At 59.2% G+C, this 15,332-nt stretch carries 16 protein-coding genes; 9 read left to right on the top strand and 7 right to left on the bottom strand.

The features are described from left to right. Positions 1 to 119: 119 nt before the first annotated feature. A complete protein-coding gene (locus AB7M26_RS10355; RefSeq protein WP_123501277.1) occupies positions 120 to 398 on the bottom strand; it encodes a hypothetical protein in 279 nt (92 codons plus the stop codon). A gap of 193 nt (positions 399 to 591) precedes the next feature. Here AB7M26_RS10355 and AB7M26_RS10350 point away from each other — a divergent pair, with 193 nt between their 5' ends. Then, a complete protein-coding gene (locus AB7M26_RS10350) occupies positions 592 to 798 on the top strand; it encodes a hypothetical protein (RefSeq protein ID WP_007939788.1) in 207 nt (68 codons plus the stop codon). Between the two features lie 269 nt (positions 799 to 1,067). On the opposite strand, the gene AB7M26_RS10345 is transcribed toward AB7M26_RS10350, so the two are convergent. Further along, positions 1,068 to 1,652: a YajG family lipoprotein gene (locus tag AB7M26_RS10345; protein ID WP_007905851.1), complete on the bottom strand. Its 585-nt coding sequence runs from the start codon at positions 1,650 to 1,652 to the stop codon at positions 1,068 to 1,070. Positions 1,653 to 1,856: 204 nt separating this feature from the next. On the opposite strand from AB7M26_RS10345, the gene AB7M26_RS10340 reads away from it, so the two are divergent. Then, on the top strand, positions 1,857 to 2,090 hold the full coding sequence (locus AB7M26_RS10340) for a hypothetical protein (protein ID WP_008012002.1): 234 nt from the start codon (positions 1,857 to 1,859) through the stop codon (positions 2,088 to 2,090). A 740-nt stretch (positions 2,091 to 2,830) separates the two neighbouring features. After that, the gene (gene mqo / locus AB7M26_RS10335; protein WP_123501281.1) at positions 2,831 to 4,339 is read left to right on the top strand and encodes a malate dehydrogenase (quinone); all 1,509 of its coding nucleotides are present in this window, start codon (positions 2,831 to 2,833) and stop codon (positions 4,337 to 4,339) included. Positions 4,340 to 4,539: 200 nt separating this feature from the next. Here the strand turns inward: mqo and AB7M26_RS10330 are convergent, their stop codons facing one another. Then, positions 4,540 to 4,827, bottom strand: a complete 288-nt coding sequence (locus AB7M26_RS10330; protein ID WP_123501285.1) for a PA4642 family protein — start codon at positions 4,825 to 4,827, stop codon at positions 4,540 to 4,542. Between the two features lie 63 nt (positions 4,828 to 4,890). Next, positions 4,891 to 5,376: a hypothetical protein gene (locus AB7M26_RS10325; protein ID WP_123501287.1), complete on the bottom strand. Its 486-nt coding sequence runs from the start codon at positions 5,374 to 5,376 to the stop codon at positions 4,891 to 4,893. 151 nt (positions 5,377 to 5,527) lie between these two features. Here AB7M26_RS10325 and dauA point away from each other — a divergent pair, with 151 nt between their 5' ends. After that, complete coding sequence (gene dauA / locus AB7M26_RS10320) at positions 5,528 to 7,249, top strand: C4-dicarboxylic acid transporter DauA (RefSeq protein WP_123501289.1); 1,722 nt, start codon at positions 5,528 to 5,530, stop codon at positions 7,247 to 7,249. A gap of 101 nt (positions 7,250 to 7,350) precedes the next feature. Here dauA and AB7M26_RS10315 read toward each other — a convergent pair whose 3' ends face one another. Beyond that, positions 7,351 to 7,908, bottom strand: a complete 558-nt coding sequence (locus AB7M26_RS10315; protein WP_052965782.1) for a hypoxanthine-guanine phosphoribosyltransferase — start codon at positions 7,906 to 7,908, stop codon at positions 7,351 to 7,353. A 176-nt stretch (positions 7,909 to 8,084) separates the two neighbouring features. On the opposite strand from AB7M26_RS10315, the gene upp reads away from it, so the two are divergent. Together upp and AB7M26_RS10305 are read left to right on the top strand one after the other, a co-directional pair. Further along, positions 8,085 to 8,723 (top strand): uracil phosphoribosyltransferase, encoded by a 639-nt coding sequence (upp, locus tag AB7M26_RS10310; protein WP_007905839.1) that lies wholly within the window; start codon positions 8,085 to 8,087, stop codon positions 8,721 to 8,723. A gap of 2 nt (positions 8,724 to 8,725) precedes the next feature. Then, the gene (locus tag AB7M26_RS10305) at positions 8,726 to 10,000 is read left to right on the top strand and encodes a uracil-xanthine permease family protein (RefSeq protein ID WP_123501291.1); all 1,275 of its coding nucleotides are present in this window, start codon (positions 8,726 to 8,728) and stop codon (positions 9,998 to 10,000) included. Positions 10,001 to 10,154: 154 nt separating this feature from the next. On the opposite strand, the gene hemH is transcribed toward AB7M26_RS10305, so the two are convergent. Together hemH and AB7M26_RS10295 are read right to left on the bottom strand one after the other, a co-directional pair. Then, positions 10,155 to 11,180 carry a ferrochelatase gene (hemH, locus tag AB7M26_RS10300; protein ID WP_429384114.1) on the bottom strand — a complete coding sequence of 342 codons (1,026 nt, stop codon included), beginning with the start codon at positions 11,178 to 11,180 and terminating at the stop codon, positions 10,155 to 10,157. Between the two features lie 8 nt (positions 11,181 to 11,188). Then, on the bottom strand, positions 11,189 to 12,097 hold the full coding sequence (locus AB7M26_RS10295; protein ID WP_429384111.1) for a TIGR01777 family oxidoreductase: 909 nt from the start codon (positions 12,095 to 12,097) through the stop codon (positions 11,189 to 11,191). Positions 12,098 to 12,293: 196 nt separating this feature from the next. On the opposite strand from AB7M26_RS10295, the gene AB7M26_RS10290 reads away from it, so the two are divergent. From AB7M26_RS10290 to AB7M26_RS10280, 3 genes are all read left to right on the top strand, one after another. Continuing rightward, positions 12,294 to 13,280, top strand: coding sequence for an NAD(P)/FAD-dependent oxidoreductase (locus AB7M26_RS10290; RefSeq protein ID WP_123501297.1), 987 nt, complete (start codon positions 12,294 to 12,296; stop codon positions 13,278 to 13,280). 141 nt (positions 13,281 to 13,421) lie between these two features. Beyond that, entirely contained in the window at positions 13,422 to 14,381 is a 960-nt protein-coding gene (locus AB7M26_RS10285) for a YbgA family protein (protein ID WP_123501299.1), read from the top strand. Continuing rightward, positions 14,381 to 15,322, top strand: coding sequence for a MerR family transcriptional regulator (locus tag AB7M26_RS10280; RefSeq protein WP_123501301.1), 942 nt, complete (start codon positions 14,381 to 14,383; stop codon positions 15,320 to 15,322). The genes AB7M26_RS10285 and AB7M26_RS10280 overlap by 1 nt, the downstream gene beginning before the upstream one ends. The last annotated feature ends 10 nt before the right edge of the window (positions 15,323 to 15,332 follow it).

Below are 15,332 nucleotides of genomic sequence, written 5' to 3'. Positions count from 1 at the left end.
GCAGCAGTCGTAAAGTCAGCGCTCGCGGTGCATCTGACACTACCAGGGCGACTGGTTTGGGGCCGCTTCGCAGCCCAGCGGGAGCAAGCTCCCTCGCCACAGGGTCTTGTGTCTGTTCTTCAGACCCGCGTGCTGATCCACGACACCAACAACGCCATCCCGAGGCAGGCGAAACCGAAGCGGTAGAAAAACCGGTTCATGCGCAGGGTCGCCCAATCCAGTGTTGGTTCTTCATTGGGACGACTTTGGCGCTGCGCCTCGATACTGGCCAGGGCGCGCTGTTCGCGGCGACGGGTGGCGTGCAGCAACCAGCCGCCCGGGAAGGCGAACAGCAAGGCCAGCAAATTGATCAATTTGGCGGGATGAGCAGTAAGAAGCGAAATCAATTGCAGCGACATCACAAACCTCAGGCAAACCGGTGTAGCAGACGCCGGACCGACGACCACGGCGCGGATTCTACCGAAACTGCCCCAACCTGCCCCGGCTTTCCGACAAATAACGAAACCATTTAGCCGATTGCTGTCCTGTGTCATGGCACCGTCATTTGAATCCGCCAGTCTGTCGCCCCTCGAAACCGACACGGACTCCGTCATGCTCCACGCCGAAAACCAGGACCGCCTCTACCTCATTGCCCAAAGCGACGAACAACAAACCTTAGTCGGCAGCCTCGCCTTCAACGTACAGGACCGGCATTGGCTGGTGTATTGCGCGCTGGGTGGGCATCAACATGCGGATTTGCCGGAAACGGATTTGCTGACAGGGGTGAGTGTTCTGGATTTTTATTCAGAAGCGGCTTGAGCGTCGTGCCCTGTGGGAGGCTTGCCCGCGAAGGCTTTCTCACATGCAACATTGATGTCGCCTGTCACGCCGCCATCGCGAGCAGGCTCTCTCCCACAATTGAATCGTTTACATCTGCGAGAGATTGGTCGGCTGTCAGGGCGCCTTCGCGGGCAAGCCTCGCTCCTACAGGTGAATCGCGGGCAAGCCCGCTTCCACAATGAATCTGCGGACACAAAAAAACCCGGCGCCATCACTGACACCGGGTTCTTTAAACAAGTAGCAAACCGTTACTCGGCAAGCACCTGACCAATCGTCGGGTCCTTGAACAAGCGGGTCAACGCATCACTCAACACATCACTGACCAGCTTGGTATTGGTTTCCTGATTCGGCGCCATGCCAAAACGCTGATCGAGCGACGCACCGTAGCGACCGCTGTAACGACGGTTGGCATTCTGCACATCCGAACGGAACGTCGCGCCAATCGTTGCTTCAGTCACATACAGGCCCTCCTTGGGCGACTGATACTTCAGCTCGGCCAGGGTTACAGTCAATTGCGGTGCATTCAGCGCATTGGCCGTCGGGGTAAAGCCCAGCAAGCGCACGGCCGCTTCAGCCTGAGCCTGCAACTTCGGCAGAATCTGCGCGCCCTGCACGGTGATTGCACTGGTCTCCGGATACAGGCCACCACGCGTTCCCAAGGTGGGCGATGGACGACCATCCACCACTCGCACCACCACCGGCTGACCACGGCCGACCGGCGCCAGCTGAGCCGTCAGCTTGGGTTCCGGGTTCAGTTGTTGCGGGCTGTGGGCGCAGCCGACGAGGGTCAAACTGGTCACAGTGATCAAACCGAACAACAGGCGTTGCAACATGCTCTTCTCTCCAGAATCAGGCACAAACAGGCCCGCAGTATAGCGGTGCGCCACTGCGGCGAACTAGCTTCGCACAACGATTACTGAAATCTCTGACAAACCCGGCCCAGCGCGGTTCCTGTCACACATCTGTCACCGACCTTACACATGCACGTCATGGCTCACTGGCAACCTTCATAGCAGTCACCCACAAGGTACTTTGCCATGCGTTTTCTCATCTCAATGTTCGCGCCACGTCCACTGCATCGCTGCTTTGCCCTGCTCGACCGCGATGGCCGCTGCCAGGCGTTCAAACAGTGCAGCCTCCAGCCCATGGGCGATGGCTGGGTCGAAATCGAAGAAATCCGCCTCAACTGGCTGCACCATCCCCTGCCCGCCAGCGCCCGTGTCAGCCAGCGCCAGCCACGTGCACGTGCGCAACAATTGTTGACCACCTGACCGGACGCCTAATAAAAGTCATTAAACACGACCATTTCCCTGCGTTTCTTAGATACAATCTCCCCCCGATTATAAGGACGTCTCCTGATCGGGCCTCGCAGCATCGTTAATGCCTCGGCATTGACACCCCCGCACCGCCCCCAGAGAGCCGCCCACACAGATCGAGTGAAGCTGGCGCGCTTGCTGTTCCTTAAGCAAAACACCACTTTTCGCGAATCTGCAGAGCTGTCATTACGCTCGGTTACTGAGCTGTTTGCCCGTTTTGCTTGTCATGTATCCCATGGCGGCAATCCATCCGGGCACGGTGCCCGGCTGGGACAGCCCTTTTTTGAGGTTCACGTCTTCAAAAGAGCGTGAAAAAAACGGGTTTTCACAACTTCACAAGAGTGTGGCGAGCAAATGAATAGTTTTGCGTCTGAACATGCACCATTAGCGTCTACAACAGCCCAACGACACAGGACCGAGTATTCCTCGAACACCGGAGCCTGAAGCCTGTCCGCTACGGATTTGGTTGCACAAACGGATGTCTCGACCATAAGTCGAATTGCCAGCCGCGTGCCGAAATGAGTTCATGTGACTCTTGAAGCCAGGCCGCATGCATCCGTCGAAGTTGCAAAAAATTGCGAAGATTCGGACATGGCGATCCTGGCCATGGGTACCTGGGGCATCACTGACATCGCCCCGGAACGCCTGGCAGCTATGCCGACAATTTGGTGCTGCAGATTTTGGAGACGCGTTAAATGGCGCATAACGAAGCAGTCGACGTAGTACTGGTTGGGGCCGGCATCATGAGTGCCACCCTTGCGGTACTGCTCAAAGAGCTCGACCCCGCGATCAAGCTGGAAGTCGTCGAGCTGATGGATTCCGGTGCTGCGGAGAGTTCCAATCCGTGGAACAACGCCGGTACCGGTCACGCCGGGCTGTGTGAGCTGAACTACACGCCGCAGGCCGCCGACGGCACCGTCGACATCAAGAAAGCCGTGCATATCAACACCCAGTTCGAGGTGTCGAAGCAGTTCTGGTCCTACCTGACCAAGAAAGGCACGTTCGGCTCGTGCAAGTCGTTCATCAGCCCGGTGCCGCACCTGAGCTTCGTGCAGGGCGACGACGGCGTCTCCTTCCTCAAGGAACGTTTCAAGACGCTGAGCAAACATCACGCCTTCTCGGACATGGAATACACCGAAGACAAGGCCAAAATGGCCGAGTGGATGCCGTTGATGATGCCGGGCCGCGCGCCTGACGAAGTCCTCGCCGCCACCCGCGTGATGAACGGCACCGACGTCAACTTCGGCGCCCTGACCAACCAATTGCTCAAGCACCTGACCAGCGCACCCGATGCCCAGGTCAAGTACTGCAAGCGTGTGACGGGTCTGAAGCGTAACAACGGTGGCTGGACTGTCAGCATCAAGGACGTCAATACCGGCAACAGCCGTGACGTCGACGCCAAATTCGTGTTCCTCGGCGCTGGCGGTGCGGCACTGCCTCTGTTGCAAGCTTCGGGCATCGAAGAAAGCAAAGGCTTCGGCGGCTTCCCGATCAGCGGCCAATGGCTGCGTTGCGACAACCCGGAAGTGGTCAAGCACCACCAGGCCAAGGTCTACAGCCAGGCTGCGGTAGGTTCACCACCGATGTCCGTGCCGCACCTGGACACCCGTGTGGTCGATGGCAAGAAGTCCTTGCTGTTCGGACCTTACGCCGGTTTCACCACCAAGTTCCTCAAGCACGGTTCGTTCATGGACCTGCCGATGTCAGTCCGCGCCGGCAACATCGGCCCGATGCTGGCCGTGGCCAAAAACAACATGGACCTGACCAAGTACCTGGTCAGCGAAGTGATGCAGTCGATGGAACAGCGCCTGGAATCCCTGCGTCGTTTCTACCCTGAAGCGAAAGCCGAAGACTGGCGCCTGGAAGTGGCTGGCCAACGGGTGCAGATCATCAAGAAAGATCCGAAGAAAGGCGGCGTTCTGCAGTTCGGTACCGAACTGGTCGCAGCCAAGGACGGTTCGCTTGCGGCCCTGCTCGGCGCCTCGCCAGGCGCTTCGGTGACTGTTTCGATCATGCTTGAGCTGATCGAAAAATGCTTCCCGAACAAAGCCTCCGGTGAATGGGCTGCCAAGCTGGCGGAAATCTTCCCGGCTCGGGAAAAAGTCCTGGAAACCGACGCTGCGCTGTATCGCAAGATCAATGCGCACAACAACGTCGCGCTGGAACTGGTTGAAGCCAGTAACGAGACCGAAAGCTACGCTTGATCCGGCCGCATAAAAAACGCCCCGTCCTCATTGAAGGCGGGGCGTTTTTTTGTGCGGTGAAACAATCATTGTGGCGAGGGAGCTTGCTCCCGCTTGAGTGCGCAGCGCTCACAAAAATCTGCGTCGTTCGCAGAATTTTGGGGCCGCTCCGCAGCCCAGCGGGAGCAAGCTCCCTCGCCACAAATGCCGGTGTGTTGACGTTAACCGCGAGCCTTGTCGATCAACTCGATGTATTCGGCCGCGTTGCGCTGATCCTTGATCAGGGTAACGAAGTCATTGCCGTGCATATCCTTGCCATCCAGGTCCAGACCAGCTTCAACAAAGAACGTCAGAAAACGCTCGAAGTCATCGATGCGCAGGCCACGGTAAGCCTTGATCAGTTTGTGCAGCGACGGTGAAGTGGCGTCGACCGGCTCAAAATCGAGGAACAGCTTGATCTGTGCATCGCCGATCTCGTCACCAATCACTTGCTTCTTATCTTTACGCATTGCCGACTCCAGCTCGCAGACATTTCACGGGGCGGGCAGTTTACCCCTGCCCGGGCGTAAGGCTCAACGCGGACGAACGCTGCCAGTGTGCAGATCGGCCCAGATATGGCCGTTGGCGTAGCTGAGGAACTGGCAATACACCGTGTCGTTGCGCAACAAGTCGATCACCACCCGGTACTGGGCCATTGGGTAGAAGAGCGTCAGAGTTTTGCTTTTTTCGTCGTAGATCGGCTTCTTCAGGCTTTTGCTTTCGCCATCGAAGTTGACCAGCACCTGGCTGATGGTCGCGCCCTTGTTCAAGGATTTGCCCTTGAGGCGGATCAGCAATGGCGATGTGACCGGGATCGGCTGCTGGTTGGACTGGCGCTGACTGCCGATCACCACCGAATAGTCGGTGACCTGCAACAGTTGCTGCTGCTCGGGCTCGGCGTCGCGCAGGGTCAAGTCGTCCGGAGGCAAAAACTGCGAATGCATTGGCGACGGGGCTGCGGCCAGGGGCAGGCTGAGGGTCAGCAACAGGACGGCGCAGCTGCGGATCAAAAGGCTCATGACAGGCTCCGGAGGCGGGGCCGAGCACTCTAGCACGATGATCAATCAGGCAAATAACCGATCCAGATCAAAACTCTGGAACACAAGGCCGGGCATACTGAAAGAGCTTTCAGCCCTATTTCGACGGTGCGCCGTCTACTGTGGAGTCCCCATGTCATTCTCCATGCCCCCATTATTCGCCGCCTGGCGTCAGACCTGGCGCGCAGGTTATAGCCTCAGACGTTTGCGCGGCGATATCAGCGCCGGGGTGACGGTCGGGATTATCGCCATCCCTCTGGCCATGGCCCTGGCGATTGCGGTGGGGGTAGCGCCCCAGCAAGGTCTGTATACAGTGCTGATCGCCGCGCCCCTGATCGCCCTGACGGGAGGCTCGCGCTTCAACGTGAGCGGGCCGACAGCCGCATTCGTGGTGATACTGCTGCCGATCACCCAACAGTATGGTCTGGGTGGCCTGCTGCTTTGCACCATGCTTGCCGGGGTAATCCTGATTGCCTTGGGGCTGATTCGGGCCGGACGGCTGATTCAGTACATCCCTTACCCAGTGACCCTGGGCTTTACCGCGGGGATCGGCATTGTCATCGCCACCCTCCAATTGAAGGATTTGCTGGGCCTGACTACCGCCGGGCATGCCGAACATTACATCGAGCAACTAGGTGCGCTGCTCCAGGCGTTACCCAGCGCCCGCCTGGGGGACGGGATCATCGGTGCTATGTGCCTGGGAGTCCTGATCGTCTGGCCGCGCTTTGTGCCGAGGATTCCGGGGCATCTGGTGGCACTGGCCGTCGGCGCATTGCTGGGGGTGGCACTGGAAAGCGGCGGGTTACCGGTTGCGACGCTGGGGGAGCGCTTCAGCTATATCGTCAATGGCGTCAGCCATCCCGGCATACCGCCGTTTCTGCCGGGCTTCGACTGGCCGTGGAATCTGCCGGGGCCCAATGGTCAGCCGCTGCATTTGTCTTACGACCTGATTCACCAATTAATGGCGCCAGCGTTCGCCATCGCCATGCTCGGCGCCATCGAATCGCTGTTGTGCGCGGTGGTGGCCGATGGCATGACGGGTAGCAAACACGACCCCAACGCCGAACTTCTGGGTCAAGGCCTGGGCAATCTGGTCGCACCGTTGTTCGGGGGCATCACCGCCACTGCCGCGATTGCCCGTAGCGCCACCAACGTGCGCAGCGGGGCGTTTTCGCCATTGGCGGCAATTATCCACAGTGCTGTGGTGCTGCTGGCGATACTCGTCCTCGCCCCGCTGTTCAGCTATTTGCCCATGGCAGCGCTGGCGGCATTGCTGGTGATGGTGGCGTGGAACATGAGCGAAGCCCGGCACGTCATGCACACCTTGCGCATCGCACCGCGCAGCGATGTGCTGGTCTTGCTGACCTGCCTGAGCCTGACGGTGCTGTTCGACATGGTGCTGGCCGTCGCCGTCGGCCTGCTGCTGGCCGCCGGTTTGTTCATCAAACGCATGAGCGATCTCACGGACACCGCCGAGCTGCCTCGCGAGTTCCATCAAGCCTTACAAGATATGCCGGAGCATGTTCGTTGCTATGCGATACGCGGGCCGCTGTTTTTCGGCGCTGCGGAAAAAGCCTTGGGCGTGCTACGTAAATTCAGCCCGGAGGTCAAAGTAGTGATCGTCGAGATGAGTGCCGTGCCCATGCTGGACATGACAGCACTGGCTGCCTTCGACAATATCCTCAGGGATTACCGCACCGATGGTATCGGCCTGATTCTGGTCGGGACCGCTCCACGGGTGCGCCTGAAACTCAGGCGCGCGGGCATCCATCGGGAACAGCGACAGTTGGCCTACGTGAATAATCTGGAACAGGCTCGACGCAAAAGCGAACATTGGCTCGCCGGGCTGAATTGAGCGCGCAATTCGAGCGAATTGCGCACGCATCCAGGCATGGAGGCCTTGCATTCAAGCCTCAACGTGCCTGGTGGCCAATCGCCCCCAGGCAGTCATCCTGTTTACATGCCTTTAACAGCAAAGATCCCGTTGGCGTTACGCCAGTAGCCTTTATAGTCCATGCCGTAACCGAAGATGTAACGGTCGATGCACGGCAGGCCGACGAAATCGGCTTTCAGGTCCGGGCGAGCCTTGCGGTCGTGGTCCTTGTCGATCAGCACGGCAGTGTGCACGGCGCGGGCGCCAGCGTGTTTGCAGAAGTCGATGATCGCGCCCAGGGTGTGACCTTCATCGAGGATGTCGTCGATGATCAGTACGTCACGGTCGATGAACGAGACTTCCGGCTTGGCTTTCCAGAACAGGTCGCCGCCGCTGGTTTCGTTGCGATAACGGGTGGCGTGCAGGTAGGACGCTTCCAGCGGGAAGTTCAGATGCGTCAGCAGCTTGCCGGAGAAAATCAGCCCGCCGTTCATCACGCAGAACACCACCGGGTTGCGTTCAGCCAGCTGATCGTTGATTTGTGCACCGACGCGGGCGATGGCCGCCTCGACTTCAGCTTCGGTGTACAGGCAGTCAGCCTCTCGCATGATTTGACGGATATGCTCGAGATCAGCGGACATGGCGCTCTCCAAGGGGGTTTTAGGGGGAGGGACGGATTCGGAAAAGCGGGCAAAGGTACGCATCAAGCGAGGCCAGATCAAGCGTTTGTGGACTAACGTTCTGGATGTCTATAGGACAACACCCTCGGATAGATTAATCTAGGCCGGTTTTTTTGCCCGCCGCCGGAGCCTTTCCCATGCCCATCCTCGAGATCCGCCATCCGCTGATCCGTCATAAACTTGGCCTTATGCGCCGCGCCGACATTAGCACGAAGAATTTCCGTGAGCTCGCTCAGGAAGTCGGCGCCCTACTGACCTATGAAGCCACCAAAGACTTACCGCTGGAAAGCTACGACATCGAAGGCTGGTGCGGCACGGTGTCGGTCGAGAAAATCGCCGGCAAGAAAATTACCGTGGTACCGATCCTGCGTGCCGGTATCGGCATGCTCGAAGGCGTGCTGAGCCTGATCCCGGGCGCCAAAGTCAGCGCCGTGGGCGTGGCCCGCAACGAGGAAACCCTCGAAGCCCACACCTACCTTGAGAAACTGGTACCGGAAATCGACGAGCGTCTGGCGATGATCATCGACCCGATGCTCGCCACTGGTGGCTCGATGGTCGCCACTATCGACCTGCTGAAAAAGGCCGGTTGCAAGGACATCCGCGCGATGGTCCTGGTGGCTGCCCCTGAAGGCATCGCCGCTGTGGGCAAAGCTCACCCGGACGTGATGATCTACACCGCCTCCATTGACGAAAAACTCAACGAACACGGTTACATCATCCCAGGCCTGGGCGATGCCGGTGACAAGATCTTCGGTACCAAGCAGAAGGACGCTTGAGCATGCAGCAAGCGTTCAACGATCCGCTCTGGCGCACAGTGCTGTCTGGCGCGCAGATGCTGTTCGTGGCCTTCGGCGCCCTGGTGTTGATGCCGCTGATTACCGGCCTCGACCCCAACGTGGCGCTGTTCACCGCAGGCCTGGGGACGATTCTGTTCCAGATCGTCACCGGGCGTCAGGTGCCGGTGTTCCTCGCCTCGAGCTTCGCCTTCATCACGCCGATCATTCTCGCCAAGGGCCAGTTTGGCCTGGCGGCGACCATGGGCGGTGTGATGGCGGCGGGTTTCGTCTACACCTTCCTCGGTCTTGCCGTGAAGATCAAAGGCACCGGGTTCATCGACCGCCTGCTGCCACCGGTGGTGATTGGCCCGGTAATCATCTCCATTGGCCTGGCCATGGCGCCGATCGCCGCCAACATGGCGATGGGCAAGGCCGGCGACGGCACCGAGCTGATTCCTTACCAGACGGCGATGTTGATCTCGATGCCAGCGCTGCTGACCACCTTGATCGTCGCGGTGTTCGGCAAAGGTATTTTCCGCCTGGTGCCGATCATCTCCGGCGTGCTGGTGGGTTTTGCCATGGCGTTCTATTTCGGCGTGGTCGACACTGCGAAGATTGCCGCTGCACCGTGGTTCGCGATTCCACAGTTCACGGCACCGGAATTCAACTGGCAGGCGATTCTGTTCATCGTTCCGGTAGCCTTGGCACCAGCGATCGAGCACATTGGCGGCGTGATTGCCGTGGGTAGCGTGACGGGACGCGATTATTTGAAGAAGCCCGGCCTGCACCGCACGTTGCTCGGCGATGGCATTGCCACCACCGCGGCCGGTCTGTTCGGCGGCCCGCCCAACACCACCTACGCCGAAGTGACTGGCGCGGTGATGCTGACCAAAAACTACAACCCGAAAATCATGACCTGGGCCGCAATCTTTGCGATCAGCCTGGCGTTCATCGGCAAGTTCGGCGCCTTGCTGCAAAGCATCCCGGTGCCGGTGATGGGTGGGATTCTCTGCCTGTTATTCGGTTCGATTGCCGCGGTGGGGATGAACACCATGATTCGCCACAAGATCGACCTGGGCGAAGCACGCAATCTGGTGATTGTCTCGGTGACGCTGGTGTTCGGGATTGGCGGAGTGCTGATCGGCACCGGTACTGGCCCGGACGATTTCGGCCTCAAAGGCATCGCGCTGTGCGCGGTGGTGGCGATTGCGCTGAACCTGTTGCTGCCGGGCCATGACAGCTGGAAGCACAAGAAGGCGGATGAGCCGTTGTCGTAACAGGCGACTCAATCCCCTGTGGCGAGGGAGCTTGGTCCCGCTTGAGTGCGCAGCACTCACAAAACCTTCATCGACTGTAAGGATTTTGGGGCCGCTTCGCGACCCAGCGGGAGCAAGCTCCCTCGCCACAACAAGCCCGCCTGTTTCAATGTTCCTACAACGCCAACGGCGCTCTCTCACACAATGCGTTCAACGCCTTCGCCCACTGCGGATCATCATTGAGGCACGGCACCAGCACCAACTCCTCCCCTCCCGCTTCGCGGAACTGCTCCTTCCCGCGATCACCGATCTCTTCCAGGGTTTCGATGCAATCGGCGACGAACGCCGGGCACATCACCAGAACTTTCTTCGCACCACTTTTGGCCAACTCATCAAGGCGCGCTTCGGTGTAGGGTTCGATCCACTTGGCTCGCCCCAGACGCGACTGGAACGACACCGACCACTTGTCGTCCGGCAGGCCCAGGCGCCGGGCAAACTCGGAAGCGGTGCGCAGGCATTGGGCGCGGTAGCAGGTAGCTAATACTTCCGGCGAAGCCTTCTGACAGCAATTATCGCTTTTAAAGCAATGATGACCGGTGGGGTCGATCTTGGTCAGGTGCCGTTCCGGCAAACCATGAAAGCTCAGCAGCAGGTGATCGTAGTCCTGTTGCACATAAGGCTTGGCACTGGCCACCAACGCATCGAGGTATTCCGGCTGATCGTAGAACGGCTGGAGAATCGAGAACTGCACGTCGAGTTTCTTCTCCCGAACCACCCGCTTGGCTTCTTCGATCACTGTGGTCACGGTGCTATCGGCGAACTGCGGATAGAGCGGTGCCAGGGTGATTTTTTTGTGCCCCTGAGTCGCCAGACGAACCAGCATCGACTCAATGGATGGCTCGCCGTAGCGCATCGCCAGCTCTACAGGCCCTTGAGTCCACTGCGCAGTCATGGCCCGTTGCAGACGACGGCTGAGTACCACCAGTGGCGAGCCGTCCGCCCACCAGATCGACGCATAAGCGTGGGCCGATTGCTCTGGGCGTTTGATCAGAATCAACGACACCAGCAAACGACGCACCGGCCATGGCAGGTCGATCACATACGGGTCCATCAGAAATTGATTGAGGTAGCTGCGCACATCCGCCACCGAGGTGGAAGCGGGTGAACCCAGGTTGACCAGAAGCAACGCGTGATCGGTCATGCAACGTCCTATTTCTTAAGGCGGCTGGACAGATCGTCCAACGCCGCGCGCAAATCAGTGAACTGGAAAGTGAAGCCCGCTTCCAGCAAGCGAGCCGGCATGGCCTTCTGGCCACCCAGCAGCAACAATGACAACTCGCCCAGGCCCACCTTCAACACGAGGGTTGGCATCGGCATGAACGCCGGACGATGCAACACGCTACCCAACGTTTGGGCGAATTCGCGATTGCGCACCGGCTTGGGCGCGCAGGCATTATATGGACCGCTGGCCTCATTGCGGTGCAGAAGAAAATCAATCAGGGCGATTTGATCCTTGATATGAATCCACGACATCCACTGCCGACCACTGCCGAGAGGCCCGCCCAGCCCCAGTTTGAACGGCAACAACAGCCGCGACAAAAAGCCGCCCTCGGCGGACAGCACCAACCCGGTACGAATGAGGATCACGCGAATGCCCAAGGCTTCGGCGCGTTGCGCGGTTTCCTCCCAGGCGACGCACAACTGGCTGGCGAAATCATCAATGACCGGTGGCGATTCTTCAGTCAACTCCCGCTCACCACCGTCGCCGTACCAACCGATCGCGGAGCCAGAAATCAATACCTTCGGTTTCTGCTCGCGGCTTTCGAGCCAGGCCAGCAGGGTTTCGGTCAGGGTGATCCGGCTGCTCCACAACAACGCCTTGCGTTTGTGCGTCCAGAGCCGATCGGCAATCGGTGCGCCCGCGAGGTTGATAATCGCATCCACCGGTTCTTGACCCAGGTCCTCAAGCCGTGCGATTCCACGTACCTGAGTGCCACAGACTTTGGCGACTTTTGCAGGCGTGCGACTCCAGACCGTCAGGCGATGTCCCTGGCTCAACCAGTGTCGGCAGAGTTGACGTCCTATCAAACCAGTACCGCCGGTCAGCAATATGTGCATGACATCTTCCTCGCGTGGCGTTTTACCCGGATCACTAGTCTATTTTTATAAGCAGGGATCTTTGGTATTGGGCAGGCTCTGTGCTTAACAATAGGCCAAGCTGTCAGAACGAGGACGCTAAAAGTTATACCAAAAAACAATATTGTACAGGTTTGAACCACGGCGTAGTCTGTACAGAAAGGTAAACGAGGCCCCTATGACTGTACCTATCGCAATCATCGGCACCGGCATTGCCGGACTCTCAGCCGCCCAGGCCCTTACGGAGGCCGGGCATGTCGTTCAGCTTTTCGATAAAAGCCGCGGCAGTGGCGGACGCATGTCGAGCAAGCGCAGCGATGCGGGTGCTCTGGACATGGGCGCGCAATATTTCACTGCTCGCGATCGCCGCTTCGTCACCGAAGTCCAGCGCTGGCAAACCAATGGCTGGGTCGCCGTATGGACGCCGCAGCTCTATACCTTTCACGGCGGCCAGCTCAGACCTTCGCCGGATGAACAGACGCGTTGGGTCGGCACGCCCCGCATGAGCGCGATCACGCGCGGCCTGCTCGGTGATCTGGAAGTGCATTTCGCCTGCCGCATCACCGAGGTCTATCGCGGTGAAGAACATTGGCATCTGCAAGACGCCGAGGGCTTCACTCACGGCCCGTTCAGCCATGTCGTCATCGCCACGCCAGCCCCTCAGGCAACCGCGCTGCTGGCGGCCGCACCGAAACTCGCCGGCGCCGCCGCCGGGGTAAAAATGGAACCCACCTGGGCCGTCGCCCTGGCGTTCGACACGCCACTGGAAACCGCCATCGAAGGTTGCTTCGTGCAGGACAGTCCGCTGGACTGGCTGGCGCGCAACCGCAGCAAACCGGGACGCGACACCACCCTCGATACGTGGGTGCTGCATGCCACCAGTGCCTGGAGCCGGCAGCATATCGACCTGCCCAAGGAAGCGGTGATCGAGCAACTGCACGGTGCCTTTGCCGAATTGCTGAACGACGCCATGCCTGCTCCGACCTTCAGCCTCGCTCACCGCTGGCTGTACGCCCGGCCGGCCAGCAGCCATGAATGGGGCGCGTTGGCCGATGCCGATCTGGGCTTGTATGTGTGCGGTGACTGGTGCCTGTCTGGCCGTGTCGAAGGTGCCTGGCTCAGTGGCCAGGAAGCAGCCCGTCGGCTGCACGAACACCTGCAATGAATTGAATCGCTGCTGTCGACATGGACAGCAGCCTTGCAAAAAACTTATACAAAAATTTTGACTTGTACACCTTTGAATCTATGATGAAGTCATGTTGTACAGATCCAATCATCTGTACAGGTCTGGATTCGAGGCACTCCCATGTCCCCTACAGCCATGAAACCCAAAATCGCCATCAGCGCCTGCCTGATCGGGGCCGAGGTGCGTTACAACGGCGGGCACAAGGCCTCGCCTCTGTGTAGCCGCATCCTCTCTGACTATTTCGATTTCGTCCCGCTGTGCCCGGAAGTCGCCATTGGCCTGGGTATCCCTCGCGAACCGATCCGCCTGGTCGGCAACCCCGAGCACCCTGAGGCTGTCGGCACCGTCCACCCTGAGATCAACGTCACCCGACCTCTGGCCGAGTACGGCCAAAAAATGGCACTGGAACTGGATGACATCTGCGGCTATATCTTCATGCAGAAATCCCCTTCGTGCGGGCTGGAGCGGGTCAAGGTCTACCACGCCAACGGCGCGCCAGTGGACGGCGGTAGCCGTGGCATCTACGCCCAAGCCTTCTGTGCATTGCATCCTGATTTACCGGTGGAAGAAGACGGCCGCCTCAACGACCCGGTGCTGCGGGAAAACTTCCTCACCCGCGTGTTCGCCTACAGCGCCTGGCAGCAATTGCTGCAAACAGGCCTGACCCGGCGCGGCCTCATTGACTTTCACTCGCGCTACAAATACCTGCTGATGGCCCACAACCCGGTGCAATACAAAACCCTGGGCAACTTGCTGGGCAACATGGGGCAAACCGATCTGCAAGTGATCGGCCCGCGCTATTTCAGCGAGCTGATGGCGGCCCTGAAAAAGTGCGCCACACGCAGCACCCACACCAACGTGCTGCAGCACCTCAGCGGTTATCTCAAACGAGCCATCAGCCGTGAAGACAAACAGGAAGTGCAGCACGTCATCGGCCAATACCGCCGAGGCATCGTGCCGCTGGTGGTGCCATTGATGTTGCTCAAACACTACTTTCGCCAACACCCGGACCCGTACATTGCGCAACAGGTTTACCTGCAACCGCACCCGGAAAACCTCAGCCTGCGAAACGCGATTTAATGAAAAATCCACCGGACACCAGCGCCAGCGAAGACCTTGGCAGTGACTTCAAGAAGGCCCTGGACGCTGGTTGGCTGCCCATTCGTGAAGTGGCCCGGCAGACCGGGGTCAATGCCGTTACCTTACGCGCCTGGGAACGGCGCTATGGGTTGATCGTGCCTCAGCGTACGCCCAAGGGGCACCGGCTGTTCTGCGCCGAGCACGTGCAGCGGATCCTGACGATCCTTACCTGGCTCAATCGCGGCGTGGCTGTCAGCCAGGTCAAACAATTGCTCGACACGCCACAGGGGCTTACCGACCCCATCGGAAACGATTGGCTGGTGCTGCGCCAGACGCTGCTGCAAGCGGTCACTCAGCTGGCCGAACGCACCCTCGATGACACGGTGAATCAGGCGATGGCGCTGTATCCGCCACGCACCTTGTGTGAAAAATTGTTGATGCCGTTGCTGGCGGATCTGGAGCAGCGCTGGCAAGGCCAGTTCGGCGCGCAAATGGAGCGGGTGTTTGTTTATTCCTGGTTGCGCAGCAAATTCGGCGCGAGGATCTACCATAACAACCGTCAGTTGCGCACCGCGCCACTGTTGCTGATCAACCACTCGGACCTGCCACTGGAGCCTTATCTGTGGCTCACCGCCTGGCTGATCAGCAGCGTCGATTGCCCGGTGGAAGTCTTCGACTGGCCGCTCCCCGCTGGCGAACTTGCGCTGGCGGTTGATCACCTGCAAGCCCGCGGCGTACTGCTGTATTCCAGCAAAGCCATGAATCTTTCGCAGCTGACGAAACTTTTGAATGGCGTCAGCTGCCCAAAAATGATTGCCGGGGCAACGGTGTGCATCCACCACACCGAGTTATCCGCAAGAACCGCCGCCATTACTGACTTGTCCCTGGCCGAAGACCCATTATCGGCTCATCAGGGCCTGATTCAGCGCGGGCTCATTTAATGGCGTATTT

The organism is Pseudomonas sp. F-14 TE3482, from assembly GCF_053629455.1.
This window is presented reverse-complemented; position numbering and strand designations above follow the sequence as displayed.

Coding starts and splice junctions, on each gene's coding strand:
- AB7M26_RS10355 (WP_123501277.1), bottom strand. CDS start 398: ATGTCGCTGCAATTGATTTCGCTTCTTACTGCTCATCCCGCCAAATTG.
- AB7M26_RS10350 (WP_007939788.1), top strand. CDS start 592: ATGCTCCACGCCGAAAACCAGGACCGCCTCTACCTCATTGCCCAAAGC.
- AB7M26_RS10345 (WP_007905851.1), bottom strand. CDS start 1,652: ATGTTGCAACGCCTGTTGTTCGGTTTGATCACTGTGACCAGTTTGACC.
- AB7M26_RS10340 (WP_008012002.1), top strand. CDS start 1,857: ATGCGTTTTCTCATCTCAATGTTCGCGCCACGTCCACTGCATCGCTGC.
- mqo (WP_123501281.1), top strand. CDS start 2,831: ATGGCGCATAACGAAGCAGTCGACGTAGTACTGGTTGGGGCCGGCATC.
- AB7M26_RS10330 (WP_123501285.1), bottom strand. CDS start 4,827: ATGCGTAAAGATAAGAAGCAAGTGATTGGTGACGAGATCGGCGATGCA.
- AB7M26_RS10325 (WP_123501287.1), bottom strand. CDS start 5,376: ATGAGCCTTTTGATCCGCAGCTGCGCCGTCCTGTTGCTGACCCTCAGC.
- dauA (WP_123501289.1), top strand. CDS start 5,528: ATGTCATTCTCCATGCCCCCATTATTCGCCGCCTGGCGTCAGACCTGG.
- AB7M26_RS10315 (WP_052965782.1), bottom strand. CDS start 7,908: ATGTCCGCTGATCTCGAGCATATCCGTCAAATCATGCGAGAGGCTGAC.
- upp (WP_007905839.1), top strand. CDS start 8,085: ATGCCCATCCTCGAGATCCGCCATCCGCTGATCCGTCATAAACTTGGC.
- AB7M26_RS10305 (WP_123501291.1), top strand. CDS start 8,726: ATGCAGCAAGCGTTCAACGATCCGCTCTGGCGCACAGTGCTGTCTGGC.
- hemH (WP_429384114.1), bottom strand. CDS start 11,180: ATGACCGATCACGCGTTGCTTCTGGTCAACCTGGGTTCACCCGCTTCC.
- AB7M26_RS10295 (WP_429384111.1), bottom strand. CDS start 12,097: ATGCACATATTGCTGACCGGCGGTACTGGTTTGATAGGACGTCAACTC.
- AB7M26_RS10290 (WP_123501297.1), top strand. CDS start 12,294: ATGACTGTACCTATCGCAATCATCGGCACCGGCATTGCCGGACTCTCA.
- AB7M26_RS10285 (WP_123501299.1), top strand. CDS start 13,422: ATGTCCCCTACAGCCATGAAACCCAAAATCGCCATCAGCGCCTGCCTG.
- AB7M26_RS10280 (WP_123501301.1), top strand. CDS start 14,381: ATGAAAAATCCACCGGACACCAGCGCCAGCGAAGACCTTGGCAGTGAC.